The sequence below is a fragment of the Bacteroides mucinivorans genome (assembly GCF_034654355.2).
In the GTDB taxonomy this organism is placed as follows: Bacteria; Bacteroidota; Bacteroidia; order Bacteroidales; family Bacteroidaceae; genus Bacteroides; species Bacteroides nordii.
On record NZ_CP178179.1, the window covers coordinates 3,698,396 to 3,718,726 of the forward strand.

General features: G+C 40.2%; 17 protein-coding genes. 6 read left to right on the plus strand and 11 right to left on the minus strand.

The annotated features are described in order from the left end of the window. Nucleotides 1-75: 75 nt before the first annotated feature. From VCM39_RS14340 to VCM39_RS14350, 3 genes are all read right to left on the minus strand, one after another. Nucleotides 76-711, minus strand: coding sequence for a SagB/ThcOx family dehydrogenase (locus tag VCM39_RS14340; RefSeq protein WP_221648819.1), 636 nt, complete (start codon nucleotides 709-711; stop codon nucleotides 76-78). Between the two features lie 141 nt (nucleotides 712-852). After that, nucleotides 853-1,410 (minus strand): NADH peroxidase, encoded by a 558-nt coding sequence (locus VCM39_RS14345; protein ID WP_002561768.1) that lies wholly within the window; start codon nucleotides 1,408-1,410, stop codon nucleotides 853-855. Nucleotides 1,411-1,431: 21 nt separating this feature from the next. Then, nucleotides 1,432-1,851 carry a Fur family transcriptional regulator gene (locus VCM39_RS14350; protein ID WP_122202093.1) on the minus strand — a complete coding sequence of 140 codons (420 nt, stop codon included), beginning with the start codon at nucleotides 1,849-1,851 and terminating at the stop codon, nucleotides 1,432-1,434. 363 nt (nucleotides 1,852-2,214) lie between these two features. Between VCM39_RS14350 and VCM39_RS14355 the strand changes: the two genes are divergently transcribed. Continuing rightward, nucleotides 2,215-4,143 carry an NAD(+) synthase gene (locus VCM39_RS14355; protein ID WP_322934160.1) on the plus strand — a complete coding sequence of 643 codons (1,929 nt, stop codon included), beginning with the start codon at nucleotides 2,215-2,217 and terminating at the stop codon, nucleotides 4,141-4,143. A gap of 83 nt (nucleotides 4,144-4,226) precedes the next feature. On the opposite strand, the gene hisB is transcribed toward VCM39_RS14355, so the two are convergent. The 7 genes from hisB to VCM39_RS14390 form a co-directional block, all read right to left on the minus strand. Next, on the minus strand, nucleotides 4,227-5,351 hold the full coding sequence (gene hisB / locus VCM39_RS14360; protein WP_289294022.1) for a bifunctional histidinol-phosphatase/imidazoleglycerol-phosphate dehydratase HisB: 1,125 nt from the start codon (nucleotides 5,349-5,351) through the stop codon (nucleotides 4,227-4,229). A 144-nt stretch (nucleotides 5,352-5,495) separates the two neighbouring features. Then, nucleotides 5,496-6,533: a histidinol-phosphate transaminase gene (gene hisC / locus VCM39_RS14365; RefSeq protein ID WP_289294023.1), complete on the minus strand. Its 1,038-nt coding sequence runs from the start codon at nucleotides 6,531-6,533 to the stop codon at nucleotides 5,496-5,498. A 13-nt stretch (nucleotides 6,534-6,546) separates the two neighbouring features. Further along, nucleotides 6,547-7,839, minus strand: a complete 1,293-nt coding sequence (gene hisD / locus VCM39_RS14370) for a histidinol dehydrogenase (protein WP_322934161.1) — start codon at nucleotides 7,837-7,839, stop codon at nucleotides 6,547-6,549. A 549-nt stretch (nucleotides 7,840-8,388) separates the two neighbouring features. Continuing rightward, nucleotides 8,389-9,246, minus strand: a complete 858-nt coding sequence (gene hisG, locus VCM39_RS14375; protein ID WP_322934162.1) for an ATP phosphoribosyltransferase — start codon at nucleotides 9,244-9,246, stop codon at nucleotides 8,389-8,391. 237 nt (nucleotides 9,247-9,483) lie between these two features. Continuing rightward, nucleotides 9,484-9,975, minus strand: coding sequence for a PaaI family thioesterase (locus VCM39_RS14380; RefSeq protein WP_221648825.1), 492 nt, complete (start codon nucleotides 9,973-9,975; stop codon nucleotides 9,484-9,486). 14 nt (nucleotides 9,976-9,989) lie between these two features. After that, nucleotides 9,990-11,561 (minus strand): hypothetical protein, encoded by a 1,572-nt coding sequence (locus tag VCM39_RS14385; protein WP_322934163.1) that lies wholly within the window; start codon nucleotides 11,559-11,561, stop codon nucleotides 9,990-9,992. A gap of 313 nt (nucleotides 11,562-11,874) precedes the next feature. Then, entirely contained in the window at nucleotides 11,875-13,026 is a 1,152-nt protein-coding gene (locus VCM39_RS14390) for an ISAs1 family transposase (protein ID WP_007482973.1), read from the minus strand. 848 nt (nucleotides 13,027-13,874) lie between these two features. Here VCM39_RS14390 and VCM39_RS14395 point away from each other — a divergent pair. From VCM39_RS14395 to VCM39_RS14415, 5 genes are read left to right on the plus strand one after another with little or no spacing between them, the layout of a single operon-like run. Then, nucleotides 13,875-14,738 (plus strand): hypothetical protein, encoded by an 864-nt coding sequence (locus tag VCM39_RS14395; RefSeq protein WP_322933002.1) that lies wholly within the window; start codon nucleotides 13,875-13,877, stop codon nucleotides 14,736-14,738. 39 nt (nucleotides 14,739-14,777) lie between these two features. Next, the gene (locus VCM39_RS14400; RefSeq protein WP_221648828.1) at nucleotides 14,778-15,848 is read left to right on the plus strand and encodes a FimB/Mfa2 family fimbrial subunit; all 1,071 of its coding nucleotides are present in this window, start codon (nucleotides 14,778-14,780) and stop codon (nucleotides 15,846-15,848) included. Nucleotides 15,849-15,863: 15 nt separating this feature from the next. Beyond that, nucleotides 15,864-16,883 carry a hypothetical protein gene (locus VCM39_RS14405; RefSeq protein ID WP_221648829.1) on the plus strand — a complete coding sequence of 340 codons (1,020 nt, stop codon included), beginning with the start codon at nucleotides 15,864-15,866 and terminating at the stop codon, nucleotides 16,881-16,883. A gap of 19 nt (nucleotides 16,884-16,902) precedes the next feature. Continuing rightward, nucleotides 16,903-18,411, plus strand: coding sequence for a hypothetical protein (locus VCM39_RS14410; protein WP_289292925.1), 1,509 nt, complete (start codon nucleotides 16,903-16,905; stop codon nucleotides 18,409-18,411). A 16-nt stretch (nucleotides 18,412-18,427) separates the two neighbouring features. Continuing rightward, nucleotides 18,428-18,991 carry a DUF3575 domain-containing protein gene (locus VCM39_RS14415; RefSeq protein ID WP_322933001.1) on the plus strand — a complete coding sequence of 188 codons (564 nt, stop codon included), beginning with the start codon at nucleotides 18,428-18,430 and terminating at the stop codon, nucleotides 18,989-18,991. Nucleotides 18,992-19,177: 186 nt separating this feature from the next. Here the strand turns inward: VCM39_RS14415 and VCM39_RS14420 are convergent, their stop codons facing one another. After that, entirely contained in the window at nucleotides 19,178-19,831 is a 654-nt protein-coding gene (locus tag VCM39_RS14420; protein WP_221648832.1) for a DUF2490 domain-containing protein, read from the minus strand. Nucleotides 19,832-20,331: the final 500 nt, after the last annotated feature.

The window sequence follows — 20,331 nt, forward strand, 5'->3', positions numbered from 1 at the left end:
ATTAGTGATTAGTGATTAGTGCTATGCAGCGTTTATAACGCAACTAGCTAATCACTTATCACTAATCATTTATCACTATTTATAATATCCTACCGGATGATTCATCAATGGTAACTGAGTATCAGTCAGTTTCAATACACTTTTCAATTTAGCAGTATCCATTGAAGCCCGTGGTACAGTAGCTAGTTTGGCCGCAGAACAAAAGATTGAAATATTCTGTGAAACGATGCCTGCATCCACAGCTCCCATCAACTGAGTATGAGTATTCTTGGCATCACCCAAACGAGACAAATCACTAACCAGCAATAAAGAAACGGGTGCCGACTTTACAAAAGCCTGTCCTCCTGCCACTGCTCCCCGATGATCTCCTTCAGCCACCAGATTCAGCTGATGAGCTTTAGCTTCATACAAATAAGTACCTTCAGGCAGTACTACGTAAACATCTACATCTTGTTTGTTCATCGCCGAAGGGGCTGTACGTTTTCCTTCTTCCGGACGATTTATACCATTGGCAGCCCAGAGTAAGTCTGATAAATCAGTAAGAGTTAACGCTTTCGCAGCATATTCACGCGTAGAATGACGGTTGGCAAATGCTTGCATCACCTCACTATTACGGTTCAAATTCGGTTTAGGCAACCGGATCACTTTATCAGCAGCAAATGTAGCCATTGAGATAAACAGGCACAATAATAGCAGTTGTACTTTCCTCATAATCTGTGGTTTTTAAAAGTTTATGCACAAATATAACCGTATCTTAGTGATTACAATCTTTTTCTAAGAAAGTTTAATAAAAAAGGCCTGCATCTGTTAAACAGACACAAGCCTTTTCTTCATTTGTGAACTATATATTTATTATTTCTTTCCGAAATAACGGTTGTAAAGTCCTTCAAAACCTTTACCGTGACGTGCCTCATCTTTACACATTTCATGAACAGTATCATGAATAGCATCCAGATTCAATGCTTTAGCGCGGGTAGCAATACGTTTTTTATCTTCGCAAGCACCAGCTTCGGCGTTCATTCTCTTCTCCAGGTTAGTCTTAGTATCCCATACACAGTCACCCAGCAGCTCAGCAAATTTAGAAGCATGTTCTGCTTCTTCCCAAGCGTAACGTTTGAAAGCCTCTGCTACTTCAGGATAACCTTCGCGATCAGCCTGACGGCTCATAGCCAAGTACATACCAACCTCTGTACACTCGCCCATGAAGTGATTGTTCAGATCCTTAATCATTTCGTCATCGCAACCTTTGGCAACGCCAATTACGTGTTCGTCAACAAAAGTAAGTGCACCACCTTCAGTTTCAACCACTTCTACAAATTTGCTGGCAGGTGCTTTACACAATGGACATTTCTCAGGAGCTGCGTCACCTTCGTAAACGTAACCGCATACAGTACATCTAAATTTCTTCATTTTGTCTTTAATTTTAATTAATTAGTCAATACGTATATTTTTTAAGCAATTCTTACAAATACCCTTATAGTAGTAATGCATTTCAGTTATCTCATGCCCATCCATTTGCAGACCTATAACCTCCTTTATTTCAATAGGAAGTTCCAAATCATATATATTTCCGCACCTTTTACAAATAAAATGCGCATGCGGTGAAGTATCTGCATCAAAATTAGCATTACGTTCATCAATAGTGAGCATCAGAGCCGCCCCCTGCTCTGCAAACAGTTTTAGCGTATTATATACTGTTGTCTTCGAAAGCGTTGGCATTGAGGGAGATAAAGCTGTATATATTTCATCAGCCGACGGATGTGTACGATGTTCCATCAGATATTCCATAATGGCAATACGCTGCATGGAAGGTTTTATGTTGTACTCTAATAATCGGTTATATGGCTTCATAGGCTCTATTTATACAAAATTGTAATCATTACAATTTTAAATTTGAAGCAAAGATAAAGGTTTCTTTTATTTCTGCAAATAATTGGCTAATAAATTTTATAAAAAATAGCTACATTTTTTACAAGTAATCAGATTATGGTAGTAGGTAGTCAGAATATACCAGTTTAAGTGCAATCAGGTTGTTTTCTGGAAGAGGTATATAGACTACGCCTTGCCTCCTTGCAGACAAGGCGTAGTCTGCAAGCATTAGATTAATTAGAATATCCTTTTAGATACTATCAAACGAATATATCAAAACAATTTCCTAATTTTGCAACGCAAATAATAATGTGTTAATACATTACATTTTAATATTTATCAATTATGAACTACGGATTTGTAAAAGTAGCGGCAGCAGTGCCCCGCGTTAAAATAGCGGACTGTAATTTCAATGCCAAACAACTCGAAAGCCTGATAGCAGTTACAGATGGCAAAGGAGTACAGATTATCACCTTTCCCGAAATGTGTATTACCGCTTACACCTGTGGCGATCTTTTCGGCCAGCAGCTCTTGCTGGAAGAAGCAGAAATGGCACTGATGCAGATATTAAATAATACCCGCCAGCTGGACATCATCTCTATTTTAGGAATGCCGGTAATCGTAAATTCTACTGTTATCAATGCAGCCGTAGTTATCCAGAAAGGTAAAGTACTGGGTGTAGTCCCAAAAACCTATCTGCCCAACTATAAAGAGTTTTACGAACAGCGTTGGTTCACCTCTGCCCTGCAAGTAGCAGAAACCAATGTACGACTTTGCGGACAAATCATCCCAATGGGTACAAATCTGTTATTCGAAACATCAGACACTATTTTCGGGATTGAAATATGCGAAGACTTATGGTCTACCATACCTCCAAGCTCAACACTTGCGCTACAAGGGGCCGAAATCATATTTAATCTTTCTGCCGACAATGAAGGGATAGGTAAAAACAGTTACCTCCGTTCGCTTATCAGCCAACAATCTGCACGTTGTATTTCAGGATATGTATTCTCTTCCTGTGGATTCGGAGAATCTACTACCGATGTAGTCTTTGCCGGAAACGGGCTTATCTATGAAAATGGTAACCAATTGGCACACAATGATCGCTTCAGCTTTGAAGAGCAACTGGTTATTAGTGAAATAGATGTAGAACATCTGCGTGCCGAACGGCGTATTAACACAACATTTGCAGCAAGTAAAGGAAATATTCCGGCAGATAAAAAGCCTGTGCGTATTGCTACGGAGTTTGTAAACAGCAAAGAACTGAACCTGACACGTACATTTGAGATGCATCCATTTGTCCCACAAGGGGCAGCATTGAATGAACGCTGTGAAGAGGTTTTTTCAATACAGGTAGCAGGACTTGCACAACGCCTTGTACATACTGGCGCTAAAACTGCTGTTATTGGTATCTCAGGCGGGCTGGATTCTACACTTGCCTTACTTGTCTGTGTCAAGACCTTCGATAAACTAGGCTTATCCCGCAAAAATATTATTGGTGTCACCATGCCGGGTTTCGGTACAACCAACCGCACTTATCACAATGCCATCTCTCTTATGAACTCACTCGGCATTACTGTACGGGAAATCAGTATTAAAGAAGCATGTATTCAACACTTCAAGGACATCAGCCATGACATCAATGTACACGACGTAACTTACGAAAATGCTCAGGCACGCGAACGTACACAGATATTGATGGATGTAGCCAATCAGACAGGAGGAATGGTAATCGGGACAGGTGATTTATCAGAACTGGCTCTGGGATGGGCTACATACAACGGCGATCACATGTCTATGTACGGTGTAAACGGAAGTGTTCCTAAAACCCTGGTGAAATATCTGGTAAAGTGGGTAGCAGAAAACGAAGTAGATGAGACATCATGTATTACTCTACTCGATATTGTAGACACACCTATCAGCCCCGAATTAATTCCGGCAGATGAAAATGGAGATATCAAACAAAAGACAGAGGACTTGGTAGGTCCGTACGAATTGCATGATTTCTTCCTCTATTATTTCATGCGTTTCGGTTTTCGTCCGTCAAAGATATTCATGCTGGCTTCATTGGCATTCAAAGAAGTATATGATGAAGAGACGATCAAGAAATGGTTACTCATCTTCTTCCGCCGTTTCTTTAACCAACAGTTCAAACGTTCCTGTTTGCCCGACGGTCCTAAAGTAGGAAGTATCTCTATCAGTCCACGTGGCGACTGGCGCATGCCAAGTGATGCTTCGGCAGCAGCATGGCTGAAAGAAATTGAAAAACAGTGAGTAGTGATTAGTGAGTAGTGATTAGTGGGCTGCGCTATTACGCTGCATCGTACTAATCACTACTCACTAATCACTTATCACTACTACAACACCCCTTTACTTGAGGGAAGTTCAAAATGATAAATATCCCGCTTTAAAGCCATTTTCAGCGCACGAGCCAATGCTTTGAATATTCCTTCAATTTTATGATGTTCATTTTGGCCTTCGGCTTTGATGTTTAGATTCATCTTTGCAGCATCACTCAGGGATTTAAAAAAGTGGAGAAACATTTCAGTAGGCATCTCTCCTATCTTTTCGCGTTTAAACTCTGCATCCCACACCAGCCAGGGGCGTCCACCAAAGTCAAGGCATACCTGACAAAGACAATCATCCATAGGAAGAGCATAACCATAACGTTCTATTCCCCGCTTACTTCCTAATGCCTGATAAATACATTCGCCCAAAGCAATAGCGGTATCTTCGATAGTATGGTGTTCATCTACTTCAAGATCACCTTTCACCTTAACAGTGAGATCCATACCAGAGTGTTTACCTATCTGCTCCAACATATGATCAAAGAAACCAAGACCTGTAGAGATATCACAAGTACCATTACCGTCCAGATTCAGAGAAACAAGGATATCCGTCTCCTTTGTAGTACGCCGCACCTCTGCTTTACGTTCTCCGGCAAAAAGAAACTCGGCTATTTTATCCCAGTCAGTAGTAGCCAGTACACAGACATTTTCCAAATCCTTCTCTTTCAGTAACTCAGTAGAATCTTGCAGATAGATGGCACGACATCCCAGATTCCTGGCCAGTTCTACATCCGTAGGACGATCACCAATCACAAAACTCCCTGTCAGGTCGTAATCCGGATTATCAATGTATTTAGTCAACATTCCGGTACGCGGTTTACGAGTCGGGGCATTCTCTTCGGGAAAGCTACGGTCTATCAGAATATCATCGAAAGTAATGCCTTCACCCGCCAGAGTTTTCAACATTAAATTGTGAGCCGGCCAAAAGGTAGCTTCCGGGAAAGAATCGGTCCCTAAACCATCCTGATTGGTGACCATAACAAATTCAAAATCGAGCTTGCTACGAACAAAGCCAAGATTGCGGAACACTTTAGGATAAAACTCCAGTTTCTCCAATGAATCAAGCTGATAATCTACAGGAGGCTCAATAACAAGCGTACCATCACGATCAATAAACAATATTTTTTTCTTCATGGGAATGATAATGTAATAATGTGTCAATTAAATAATATGCCAATGTAATAATGTGCCAATGTGCCAATTGGCTGCGCTATAGAAATATGCCGCATGGTAATTGGCATATTGGCACATTATTTAATTGGCACATTATTACAATAATTATTTGTATTTCTTTAACGCCTCTACCAACTTTCCGTTTTCAGCACGTGTACCTACCGTCACGCGAAGGCAATTGCAGCAAAGTGATATATTATGGCGATTGCGAACAATAATACCCTCTCCTACCAGATAATTATAAATCTTCACAGCATCCGTCACACGGGCCAGAAAGAAGTTAGCATCCGAAGGGAACACTTCCAGCACACAAGGCAATTCCGCAAAAGCACTTTCCAACTCTTTTCGTTCTTCCTTCAATGCCTTCACCCAACGGTCTACCTCATAATGTTTATGTAACATCTGTATAGCTTGTTGCTGTGTCAATTGATTGACGTTATACGGATACTTGATTTTATTAAGAATAGAAATAATTTCTTCCGAAGCAAAAGCCATACCCAGGCGAATAGCAGCACATCCCCATGCTTTAGAGAACGTTTGAAGTACCACCAAATTGGGATATTCCTTCAGACTGGTAAGCAAAGAAGGAACTTCCGAAAAATCACTATATGCCTCATCCAGTATTACAAGTCCTTCAAAGTTGTTCAGCACCTTCTCTATCTCCGAACGCAACAGATCATTACCCGTCGGATTATTGGGTGAACAAAGAAAAATCAGCTTTGTCCGGTCATCTGTGGCTGCCAACAACTTATCGGCCGAAAACTGAAAATGTTCGTCCAACAATACCTTACGGTATTCTACATTATTCACCTCGGCACATACCTGATACATGCCGTAGGTAGGGTCAATAGCTACTACATTGTCTTTACCCGGCTCACAAAAAGCACGAAATACAAGATCAATAGCCTCATCACTACCATTTCCCAGAAAGATATTCTCCGGAGCTGCTTTTTTAAGTTTCCCCAAATCTTTTTTCAATTCATACTGCAATGGATCCGGATAACGATTATGGGGCAAATTATATGGATTCTCATTAGCATCCAGAAACACAGAGGCAGTAGCCCCTTTATATTCATCCCTTGCTGAAGAGTATGGCTTCAGCTTCCAGATATTCGGACGGGTTAATTCTTGCAATGTTTTCATGCGGATATTTATTTTACGATTTACAATTGATATCTCCCAAGCGGACAGATACGGCATTCTTATGAGCATCCAATTGTTCATTGGCTGCCATTATTTCGATAGCCGGTCCAATAGCCTTCATACCTTCCGGACGGATTTCCTGGAATGTAATCTTACGGATAAAACTATCCAGACTTACACCACTGTATGCTTTTGCATAACCGTTGGTTGGCAGCGTATGATTGGTTCCCGAAGCATAATCTCCGGCACTTTCAGGCGAAAACGCCCCAAGAAACACAGAACCGGCATTGATTACACGTTCTGCTATCTCCCTATAATTTTCCGTCTCTATAATCAGATGTTCAGGAGCATATTCGTTAGTTAGTTCTAATGCTTCATCCATATCTTTCACCAGAATAAGTTTACTGTTGGCAAGAGATTTTTCCGCAATTTCACGACGCGGCAGTTCCGCTAACTGTCGTTCCACTTCTTTCATCACATCATCCTGTAACTTCTCAGAAGTTGTGATCAGTACTGCCTGGCTATCTACTCCATGCTCTGCCTGTGAAAGCAGATCGGCAGCCACAAATACCGGATTGGCAGAATCATCTGCCAAGACCTCTACTTCCGAAGGACCTGCCGGCATATCAATGGCAACATCACGCAAGCTAACCAACTGTTTGGCTGCCGTGACATACTGATTGCCCGGACCAAAGATTTTATAAACTTTAGGTATACTTTCCGTACCATAAGCCATAGCTGCAATAGCTTGTACTCCGCCGGCTTTGAATATTTTACTTACTCCCGCCAGTTGTGCTGCAAAAAGAATAGCCGGATGGATTTTTCCATTCTTATCAGGTGGAGTACAAAGCACAATCTCTTTACAGCCGGCAATCCTGGCCGGAACTGCCAGCATCAATACTGTTGAAAATAACGGTGCTGTACCTCCCGGAATATACAGACCTACTTTCTCAATACCTACCGCCTTCTGCCAGCAAGTCACCCCTTCCATTGTCTCTACTTTACGCCCTACAAAACGTTGTGAAGCATGAAAGGTCTCAATATTCTTTTTAGCCAAAGAGATAGCTGCCTTCAACTCTTCACTGACCAAAGCAACACCTTCTTCCAACTCCGCCTCCGTCACAGCAAGTGATGTCAGAATTGCTTTATCAAAAGTAGCTTCATACTCTATCACGGCTGCATCTCCTTCAGCACGAACACGATTGATAATGCCGCGCACCGTATCAAAAAGATCCTCCGTATTGAGTGCCGGACGTCTCAGGATGTCGGTCCACTGCTCTCTTGAAGGATATTTTATTTGTTTCATATTTATTAGTTTATAATGTTATGTTGTATTGGATGTACTTTTCTTTTGCCTTGATGCAAAAGAAAAGATACCAAAAGAAAAAATCAAGGCTGCATTTCCTCCGCTACTGCACTACGGTGAAAAGCTGAAGGGGCTCGAACTCGCTTCGCTCAAACAATCGCCCCTTCTTACGCTTTTCACCTCCGTTCCGTTTGACGCTGCGGAAATGAGGCCGGGGGACCCATTCGGATGATAGCATACAATGCTTCTTGTTACTAAAGAAGCATGCTATATTACATTAATCATATTGCAATATGCTTACTTTTTAATATCATATATCTCTTCCCCTTCCTAAACCTCAGTATCCGCTGATGAACGGCCTCCGGCCTCATTTTTTCTCCGTCAAGCGAACGCCCGCAGTGAAGCGTCAAAAAGGGGCGATTGTTTGAGCGAAGCGAGTTCGAGCCCCTTTAGCGGAACGAAGGAAGTGAGTAGGAGAAAAAATGCAGCCTTGATCCTTTCTTTTGGTATCTTTTCTTTCGTATCAAGACGAAAGAAAAGTACACCCCATCATAGTATCATCTTCTCTATCGGCAACACCAATATTCCCTCAGCTCCCAGTGCTTTCAGTTTTCCGATAATCTCCCAGAAACGTTTTTCATCAAGTACCGTATGCACGGAGCACCAACCCTCCTGTGCCAATGGCATCACCGTCGGACTCTTCATACCAGGCAGTACAGCTACAATCTCCTCCAACTTATCCTTCGGAGCATTCATCAGCACATATTTCTTATCCTCTGCTGTTTTCACAGCATTCATACGAAACAGTAATTCATTCAGAATCTCCTTCTTCCCGTCACACATATTCTTGTTACCAATCAGCAGAGCTTCTGATTTCATCACTACTTCCACTTCTTTCAAGCGATTGCTTACCAGTGTAGAGCCCGAACTAACAATATCAAAAATAGCATCTGCTAACCCAATGCCCGGAGCTACCTCCACCGAGCCGGTAATGACATGTACCTCTGCACTTACCCCTTTCTCCTTCATATACTTCTCCAGAATCACCGGATAAGAAGTGGCAATCTTCTTACCATTGAACCACTCCACACCCGGATAATCTATATCCTTCGGTATAGCCAGTGACAAACGGCATTTACTGAAACCGAGGCGTTTAATAATTTCTGCTTCCTCTCCTTTTTCAGCAAACTCATTCTCTCCTACGATACCCAGATCTGCCACCCCCGTAGCCACTGACTGGGGTATATCGTCATCTCGGAGGAACAACACCTCTACCGGAAAATTAGATGACTGCACCAACAATGTACGTTTTGTAGCGCTCAATTTAATGTCTGATTCTTCTAAAAGAGCCATTGTTTCTTCAAACAAACGGCCTTTAGCTTGTACTGCAATTCTTAATAAACCCATAATTTTATTTGTTATTTTACGATTTACAATTAAAATAAAAAAAGGCTCACCTCATCGGCAAGCCTCGTTTTTATATTATATATACACAATATCATACACGCCCACCGAGTTATTCGTTAGGAAAATGATGATGATGATGTGTAGTATATTTCATATTTTTTTGTTCTTTACAGCGACAAAAGTAAAGCATTCCATTCAAACCTCCAAACAATTATCACAAAAAAATCGATTTTAATTTCAAATTAAAGGAAGAATCTCTTCAGATTCTACTTCGCACGAAGAAAAGTGCATTTCATCTTTCGACTTCTCCTGCGAGAAAGTGAAATATGTACAAAGTGCTTCCGTACAAAGTTCACCTGCCTCATTATAGAGTTTTGCATCTACCAATACAATATTACGTTTTACTTCACGAATAGATGCCCGTAATACCACGTGCGAATCTTTTGTACTGATTGACTTGCGATAACGTGTCTCCATCTTTGAAGTTACTCCTGTCGTTTGTAACTTCCGAAGAATGACCCAGGCACATATTTCATCCAGTAATACTGACTGGATTCCTCCATGTAGTGTATCAATCCAGCCCTGATATTCCGGACGTGGTTTCCAAATACTCACTACTTCATCACCGTCTTCATAAAACTCCATTTTGACACCTGCCTCATTATTAGGAGCACAGCCAAAACAATTATACCCTTTCAGTCCCTTCCATGGGTTAATAATCTTCTTCATATTATTTATCCTTATTATTTATAATATACATACTCACGTTCTTCGTAAAGTACCGGAACATCATTGAAAAATTTCACCCGTTTTTTCCAGTTACCATGTTCATCATTATAAAACTTATAGACATATTCTACGTCTGCCTGTCCTTGGGCAGGTTCAGTTCCTGAAATCACTTCGCCACGGGTACTATACTTATAAGTATAGTGTTGAATATTCTGAGGTAATCCTCTCCATTCTTCTGCAATACGTCCACGGCTGTTCCACTCATACTTCAACGGCTCATACTCCTCGCCTTCTTCCTGGTGGAAAAGAATATCTTTAGCAATCAGCTGACCGGCAGAATCATATTTATAACGAAACTCACTAAACTTAGCCCCCTCTTTACCGAACCACATCTCACCAATACAATTCCCTTCTATGTCATAACGGAACACACCTTTGCGTAATACCTCACCATCGACATCCTTCAACGATTTGTTCTTCAAACGTCCCTTCGAATCATATACCCACTGAACTGTATTCAATAATTTCCCAGTCGCAGATTTCATCATTTCTTCAAGGATATTCCCTTCCATATCATAAATGTATTCTGTAACTTCACCTGCCACACCTATATCAGAGTAAGATTGCTCTAAGATCTTTCTACCCTCATTATTAAATTCACAGCGGAAAAAAGTGCCCTGTTTTTTACCTTTATCAATACTACCTGGGCCTTTTGGTATAGCCACATATGAACTCTGAGATACTGATTTCACCTGACCATTCAGCAGCATCTTCTCCCAATCCGTATCTTGTCCGGCATATTCAATTACACGCACAATAATAAATTCCGGATTCACTCCGTCATATTCCGTACGTTTTATCCAGTTTCCATATGCATCATAATCAAAATCTACCTTTTTATTTTTCGGAACTTTGGGTTGCATCGAAGTTCCTTCAGAGAAACGTTTCAAAGCAATCGTATCTCTTTTATCAAATGGACGGCTTTTTCTACCCACCTTTGGAAAAGCAGAATCGTCTTCCAGTACCTCTTTTATTCGCCCATCTTCATCATAAACAATTTCTGTCACACAACGGTTTTTCGTTTTCTTTCCATCATTCATTCTTGTCGATATACCTTCAGAGATTCGCTTCACTATTTTGTCATCTTCATTACGCAAAATAACAATCTCGCCAATTACATTCCGGTCAGCATCCAATGTTACTTTCCGGTTTAAACGTCCCTGGGCATCATAATCATACTGATAAATTCTCGTTACCCCACCCTGCTTTACGGAGGCTGTTATCTCCTCTTTTATCTTCCCGGCATTATCATATACATAAAGAAGTTTATTTTTAGCACTTCCATCCGGATTCAACAGGTTTTCTACCGCTTTCCGTCCCTGATTATCATACCTCACAAAGTGAATCTGAGAAACAATAGGCCCGATAATCCATGCCGTATCTTTAAGAACAGCTTTATATGTAGAAGTGCGGGTAGATTTAAAAAGTGGAACTTCCTGTTGCGTTTGTGCAAAAGCCGACAGTACAGCCATTCCTAAAAAGAGGAAGAATACTCCCCTCCGATATAAGGATACTTGATTTTTCATATGGTATTATTTTAGCCAGACTCTCATCGCATCGACGACAGAGCGTTACAAATATAAATGATAATCCCGAAAAAATACTATTATAGAGATTAAAAGTGTTTTCCCAATAGAAGAGTACACCCAAACAAGATTCATTAATGATTCAAATAATAATGCGAATCAGTAGTTGAAATCAGTTAAGAATTAGTTTTGTTCATATCTGTATCGTTTTACGCTAAATGTTGTCCACCATTACTATCTATCTCTTTCTCCGGTATCGATAAAGCTCTATCTCGTAGAGTTACGTATGAAGCCTCGGTGCAGGGCCGACGCATTAAAATGCGCTGTCCTGTAAAAGTGTTGACAGGTATTTTTCATCCCATCCTGCTTTCAGCCTTTTGAGATTCATGCTTCCTTTTGTGACTTTATCATTCTTCAAAATGGTGAGCGCCATTTTTGTAACTGCCGAGAAATTTCTTGCTGCATTCTGCACTTTCTTGCTGTAGTCTTCCCTGAAGGTAACATCCAGTTGCCAATGCAGATTGTTTTCAATGGACCAATGCTGCCTAATGGCATTGGCTATTTCCTCCGGGTTAGTATTTTCAAGTGAAGTTATATAATACCTCGTTTCTTCAGTACGTTCCCCCGTTGCCAAAATTATCCTTTCGGATTTCATGCCCACTATTGACCTCAATCCCGCAAATTTGTCCTTAAACATCGGCTCCATGACCGGACCATAACTGACTACAGTACAGACTCTTGTTTCAAGCCTGCCATGTCCTGTACTTTCGCTGGTATGCCGGGTAACCCTATTGAGAATCACATTTCTGTTTTCATACCCATCAATTATTTTCTTGGCTAATTCATAACTGCTCTTTTGATTTTTCTTTAAAGCTATTATATAGTTTGAATTCCGTTCAATAATGGCTTTTGTTATTTCCAACTGACAGCCCATGGCATCAATAGTGACGATACAATCATCCAGATCCAAGGCATGGATTAGCAGAGGAACAGCTGTGATTTCATTACTTTTATCATCCACTTTTACCTGACCCAGAGAAATACCGTTAGCTGCAGACCATGCTGAAACCATCCAGAGCTTAAAGCCTTCTTTGCCGGTAGTATGTTCATCATTACATTTGCTAGGACCACGCATTAGTTTTCCATCGATGGCTACAACACCTTTAATCTCCTGACACACTTGTTTCACCCAATTGCGGAAAATCAACTCAAAATAGGATGGTTTTATAATGCTGAAGAAACGATTAAAAGTATCATGGCTGGGGATAACTTCTAAATCGGGTATTCTACTTTTAAAAAAATCGAATTTAGCATGGCCAAATTCTTCAATCTCATTCCAAGACTGAGCACCACAGATGACAGCAGCAATGGATACATATATGATCGTTTCCATTTTATGTAACTTTTTACGATCCATCCGAGGGTCCTCTATTTGCTTACAAATGTCAATTATACCTATTTTCATGTCAATTACTGTTTAATATTACCATGTAAATATACGAAATATAAACGAAATAAAATAATACTAAATAATTAATATTCAATTAAATAACAATAAGAAAAGTACATATGCAATAGTAAATTATTTAATGCGTCGGCCCTGAGCCTCGGTGTGTAACATTGTTTTAGATGTACATGTAAAGCAGTACGACATGTGCATGTGGAACAGCACGACATGTGCATCTCATGCAGCTTTACATGTACATGTAAAACAAGACTGCTCACCGGGGAAAGGAACGCTCCTTTCTGAGAAAAACAAAGTACAACACCGGGCAAAGGGATTAATGCCGTTTAGGGCTACTTCCGCTACCGAAAAGATAGGGCCATAATCTTCGTTACTAATACGGAAATGAGTAAAACTCACCACAGAGTAACACAGAGTTCCACAGAGTACTATTTATCTGATGAAACGCGGATGATCGCATAAACACAGATTAAAAGACTGTAGTTATTTATCATACATTTGTTTCCCTTTGCGAAAATCTGCGTTTCAATAAAGATTTAAACTCTGTGGAACTCCGTGTTACTCTGTGGTAAAATACACTCAAAACCGATCAATATATTACCATATTATTTATAAAGAAAAAGCCACCTTAAACAGCAATTATCCACTATTTTATGAAGCTTTTTGTCCTTATCATTTTTTAACCATAAAAATAATCCTGTTTTCGAAAACAAATCTCAACGCTTTATGTTCTCTCATGACAACGCTTGAGAATCACTCCAAGGCGGTCATAAGGCTATCATTCGGAGGAAGCAAATGTTTTAGCAATTCTGTTTTATACTATTTTAGTAATATAAAAAAGTGACGTTATGAGTAAAGGAGCACATAGTTTCTGCATGGTAGTTTTACTGTTTTTTATTACCAGTTCATGCATCAAGGATACCCTACCGGAGTGCCCACCTCAGTTAGTTGTAAAGTTAGTCATCAAAGATACTAATTATTTCAATATAGCAGAATTCAGCGAACTGTCTCCCGAAGACTCCTCACAGCCTTTCGCTCATTTCTCCGGAACGATCTGTTATATTTTAACCAACACAACTACCGGTCAGGTAGTACGTCAGTCTGATATAATAGTGCCGGTAGGAAATACTCCGGACTTCTCTCTTTCCTTCAACGATTTGCCCGAAGGAAAATACGAACTATCCGCCTGGGGAAATATAACAAAAGACATCCCTTTAGGAATTCTCCACCAGAACGGATTGGAACATACTGATATATATACCGGATATACCCGACTCGTAATCATGTCACAAAATCAGGAACAAATCCTGGAACTGGAAAGGGCAAAAGGAAAGCTAATTATATTCTGTCGTAATTTTCCTAGCGAAGTTAGTCAAATGAATCTGACACTTGCTCCTGTATATCAATCAGCAGACGCACTTCTCAACTATCAAGGAAGTACGAACATACAGAAAACAACAATAATTCAAACAATTAATGAAACTTTTGTAGCTCCCACCCCTCAGGGAAATTCTACAAAACTAGACCTTAACTTTTTTACAAATACCCGTGCGGCCAAACCCGTACTGACCGTCCCGTCAATGGACATAATGGTGCGTCGTAATGAGATATCGGCTGTCGCCGTAGACTATGATGCACCAGGCAATGCCTGGGAAATATGGACATTCATCAATGGTGAATGGAATATGATCCATCATCTTGATATCAAATAATATGTTTTTCTATCTATTCATTTAATTAAACTTTACATCATGAAAAAATTAATGTTTCTTGCAATGGCGAGCGCTTTTCTGTTCGCATGCTCCGAGAGTGATGACCCTTCACCGATTGTTGACAACAGCATCCCCGAAGGAAGTGTAGTTTTCGACATCTCCACTGTAAATAAGCTGAATAACGGCATGAGCCGTGGAAATGTCTACAGCCAAGAAGCCACCCAGCACGTTACCCGTGTTTCGGTTTATGCTTTCCTTAATAATGGTTCCGACTATGTATACGCTAAAACATACGATATTAGCGGATGGTCGGACGGTACTACCTTTAAACGCTATGTCGTGGCCGAGGGTGATAAACTACCCGCAGGTGATTACAAATTCTTAGCCATTGGGCGCGATGCTACAGACCAGTTTACTGTCACAACTCCTTCTGCAGGACAGTCCTACTCCGGCATGATGGCAACAATTACTCAGAGTGGAAATGAATCGGAAATTTTTTCAGGTACCACTACTGCACAAGTACTGGATAAAGGTAGTCGCGTGAGCATTGAAATGACCCGTAAAGTAGCCGGCGTTTTAGGATACTTCAAAAATGTGCCTCAAATCTTAGACGGAAAAACAGTAAAGTTCCTTCGTCTGAGCGTAAGTAACTCCAACCAGCAAGTGAATCTGACAAATGGAGTGGGTGTCAATACCAGCCCGGCTGCTTACAACATCATTGACCTCGACCTCTCCGCCCAAACAGTAGCCAATGGAATATACGCAGGTAATGATCTCTCCGCACAAGGGGTAGTAAAGGTTGCCAACTCGCAACTGAATGGTTCATATTTCATGCCGGTCAGTTCTGTTACATTTACTCTCGGATTATATGAAGCCAACGGAAACGCTATCAAAACATGGAGTGTAAAAGACACCGGTGGTGTAACAACCTTTAACATTCTGGCAAATCATTTCTATTCTCTCGGAATGAAAGCACAGGCAGGAAATGTGAATGGTGGTACCGATGATCCGGGAGATGACGATGATCCTATCGACTTACTGACCGACCAGAATATTGTCGTAACCATTAGCCCCGCCTGGGAACTGATCCATAACCTGATCATACAATAAAATAATCCTAAAGGAATGGATAGTATAAAACATATTTATGGTCTTATAGTCACTCTGATAGCTGTCCTGATGAGTGCATGCTCTCAGGACGAAGCTATCGGAGTAGCTTCCACGGAAACAATCCCCATAGAGCTCAATATCAGAGACTATAAGGTATTCTCCCGTGCACCAGGAGATGTTGCTTCTTCAGTAAACCGTATCCTGATATTGCCTTTCCGTAAAACGAATGAAGGGCTGACTAATGATGATGCTAATTTCATTCCTGTATACGGTTCGGCAAAACAGATCGACGTAGCCACTTTCCCGAATGTAGTGACAAAGTTAACTCTCACACCAGCAATAACCTATAAGATACTAATCATAGGATACAATCGAAATGACTTTGATTTTACGAATCAAAGTAATCCTTCCCGAAGCTTTAGTATCGGATCGGTTACAACACCCGTGACACTCGCAAACTTTCATCTACAACCAATGTTGCCTACTGTCGTTCCGGAGTTTTTTACCTGTATAAGTGAGGGATATATGAAAGGGCAATTGATAGGAACCAGCTTTAAACCAGAGCAAGTCAACAGTATCAAAGGTACATTAAAACGCATTGTCAGTGGATTTACACTGGATATAACCAATATTCCGGCTTATGTCACCTCTATTTCATTAACCGCCGAACAATTGGTAACTGCAAGTCGTGCCACCGACGGCATACCAACAGTGTGGCAAACAGCCGGCGATGCCAGTAGTAAACTTATCGGTAGTAGGACACCTATCGCCGGAAAAGTGAATTTCAACCAATATATACTGGCTATACCGGATGCAAGAAAAACGCTTTTCTATCTGGATGTTACTTATGGAGGTATACCCCAACGTTATACGATGCAGATAGCCAATGAGCCGAACGTAGTTTCGGGCAACCGGATTATTTTTTCTCCGAATCATTGGGTAAAGATAACCGGCAATTTTACCAACAGTGGCCTGGTTTTTATCTTGTCCGGCATCATTAATCTGGACGATAATGCCTGGGATGGAATTATATAACTATTAAAACAAAACGGAGATGAGAACAACTCTATTCATAGCAACAGGTATACTCTCTCTATCGCTACTTACAGCATGTGAGAAAGATACAGAAGAGATGCAACTTCCACCAACAGAAACAGTAGATAATGTTCCTGAAGGGTATTTTGTTGTAAGCTTTTCACCCGGACAAGACGACGTTACCCGAGCGGCAGTGACCGGACCTGATGGAAGAGTCCGGCATCTCCGCTATGTAATATATAAATCTACAGGAGAATATGTAAAAGAGAAAGTAGTACTTCAACCCGTCAACCCTGTTCCTACATGGCCTTTTAGCGCAGTTAAAGATACGCTACCGAAAGGACAATATACAGCTGTATTTCTGGCCAATGTAGAAAAAACGATGTTTCCCATCCCCGGAACAGGGGGAAGTAGCAGTTATGCCGAAGTACTGACTAATTATAAAACAATCTTGGCCGATGCCCGGATTGTATTACCTAATGCAGAGTTTACCGATACTTCTGAATATTACTGGGCAAAAATCAACTTTTCTGATACCTCTTCGCAACCTACTGTATTATTACAAAGAATCATCAGTATGCTGAATTTACACCGTAATTTTGTAGATGCCCAAACTGCATTGAACAAATTGGAGAATAATATTATCACTCAAATGAAATATGATGATCTTATTCAAACCACTGTCAATGGGGCACTTCCCGGATTATTGAAAACAGCATTGGATTTAGGTGTTGTAGGCAATGTAGTATATGCAGTTGTAGGAGGCTTAGACGGGGCAGTCAATCTTGTAAAGAATGCCCTGCTGGTTCCTGTCACCAGTGCCCTTCATACATTATTATTACAGCAACTTACTAATCAGATAGGAATGGCCCTGACCGGAAATGCCAATCAACAAGGGGCTCTGGCAGGCTTGGGAGTCTTGTTGAACCCATGGGCCACAAATGAGGCACATACAGCCATTGTGACGATTCGGAATTTTCCCAAAACAATGGATTTCAGCCTGACAGTAAAAGACTATTATACAGGTGACCAGCGCTTCAGATATACTTTTACCGGAGGAAGTATATATGACGAAAAGGATATTCTTATCAAAGGATTCAACGGAACGTTTGATGTACGTCGTATAAATGTTATCAAACAGGGGCTTATCTCCGGATTAGTCATAGATCAGATTATAGACAGCTCTCTATTACTAAACGGAGCATTTATTGATATCACAGACCCTATACAAGCCATCGTTGAGACTAATTACAGATATAAAGCTGATTATTCATTTGTAGATCTGGGTCTGAAATCGTATACGGCACAGACAGATGGTAATCATTCACTGACGCTATCGGTACGGTTGGGAGATATAGCCAATCTAAATGGAATATTAACAGGTATACCTGTACTTGGTCCGCTACTTAATGGAGTCGTAAAGGGACTAATAGGAAATATCGTCGTATCCGTACCTATTAATCTCCCGTTATTAGGAGTCGATAATCTGACCTTATCGGGTAGTTGGAGTGCAGTAACTAAATATTGAATAAAACCAGAAACAGATGAAAAAGACCTTCATATTATTAGCATTCGTCCTGCTTTCCTGTAATATATATAGTCAGGTAGTAGGAATAAAGAGTAATCTGCTTTACGACGCTACCACTTCTCTTAACCTGGGAGTGGAAGTAGCATTAGACTCCAAACTCACCCTCGATATATCGGGTAACTACAATCCGTGGGAATTCAATGGAAACAAACAGTTCAAACACTGGCTTGTACAACCAGAACTCCGCTATTGGATGTGCGAGACATTTAATGGATCTTTTTTCGGCATACATGCACATTATGCCGAATTCAATGCCAAAGGAATCAAATTACCATTTGGACTCTATTCAGGATTAGAAAATCACCGTTATCAGGGAAATCTTTATGGAGCCGGAATTTCATACGGTTATCACTGGATATTGAAAAAGAGATGGAGTATGGAAGCCACTATCGGTGTAGGATATGCACGTGTCAGGTATGATCGCTATAATTGCCGCGACTGTGGTTCTAAATTAAATAGTGGACATAAAAACTATTTCGGTCCCACAAAGCTGGGGATCAGTCTGATTTATATTTTATAGCTCAATTGAAAAGTCATCTCACCACAGAGTAACACTGAGTTTCACAGAGTTTTTAGACATAAGAACAAAAAGCTGAGATAAGAGCTTAAAGACGGATTATGCAAATAATATGTTCTTTTGTTCTTAATATCTAAAACTGATAAATAGTACTCTGTGAAACTCAGTGTTACTCTGTGGTGAAGCTTCTCAGAATGCAAAGCTGCATTCTATCCCTACAATATGTTTACTCTTATCTGGTTCATACTGATAGCAATAAAAAACATCCAATGACCACTTGTCAGAAATTTCAATTTCCACACCAGGTCTGTATCGCATACGTGCCACATCAAAAAAAGCCGCACCACCAATTGCCTGATACAATTCAGCAGAGAAATAAGGCGAAAGCATTCCCTTCTTCGGCTCATAACCAACTTTTAACCGGGAACGTAACCGATTTTCGGCATTTCCATCCGAAAAGGTCTGTTGAAAACGCTCCCTGAGTGAAAACTTCATCCGTTGCCACTTCACACTTCCCGTGACTCCCAGATTATAGCGATGCCGGAATTTCCATCCTTCTGTTCCCCTATTACGATGATGCAATTCATAACCACCTTCTGCTTTCAGAAATGGGAACAGCTGATAAGATCCTGATAATGAAGCTCCCCAACGATCCATCATTTTCATTGAATCTTTTGTACGCAGTTCCACTTTTCCTGCAATACTAAAGTCAGGCGTTAGTTTATGGCTTACTTTCATCGTAGTCCATGTTGTAAAGTCGTCTGACTGTGCATACAAAGCTGGAGACATGTAGCACAACAACAATAAAAACAAACTATATTTTTTCAATATTCCTTCGTACATTATAAAAAATTTAAAATACAAAGATAAGAAGCAAAATCTGAAAACATCTTGAAATAACACCAAATAGTTACAATCATTTCCATTTTCACAAAATTAAACCATCTGTCATATTAATAACTCCTGTTCTTTTTAAAAGTAATCATATAGTATTCCATTGCTTCGTAAAGAGCAGCCTCAATCAATCATCATTTACAGATAATATTAAATTCAAGCAATATCAGATCCTCACTCATACCATAGTCAAAGAGTATATCAAAATATAGAAACAATAACAGTTAAAAAATAAGATGTATAACATGCTCCTTTCATAAGCTACGATCTTCTATTATAAAAAAATTACAATTTTACCAATATTCGTTTAATCTGCTATCTTATCGAGAATATTTTATCGGAAAAGGTGTATTTTTATTGCTTAAAACAACTATTTTCGAAACTATTATTTTACCTTTTTTAATAATCGACAATTTGTGTATTACAAAAAAAAGACATAGGTTTGCATT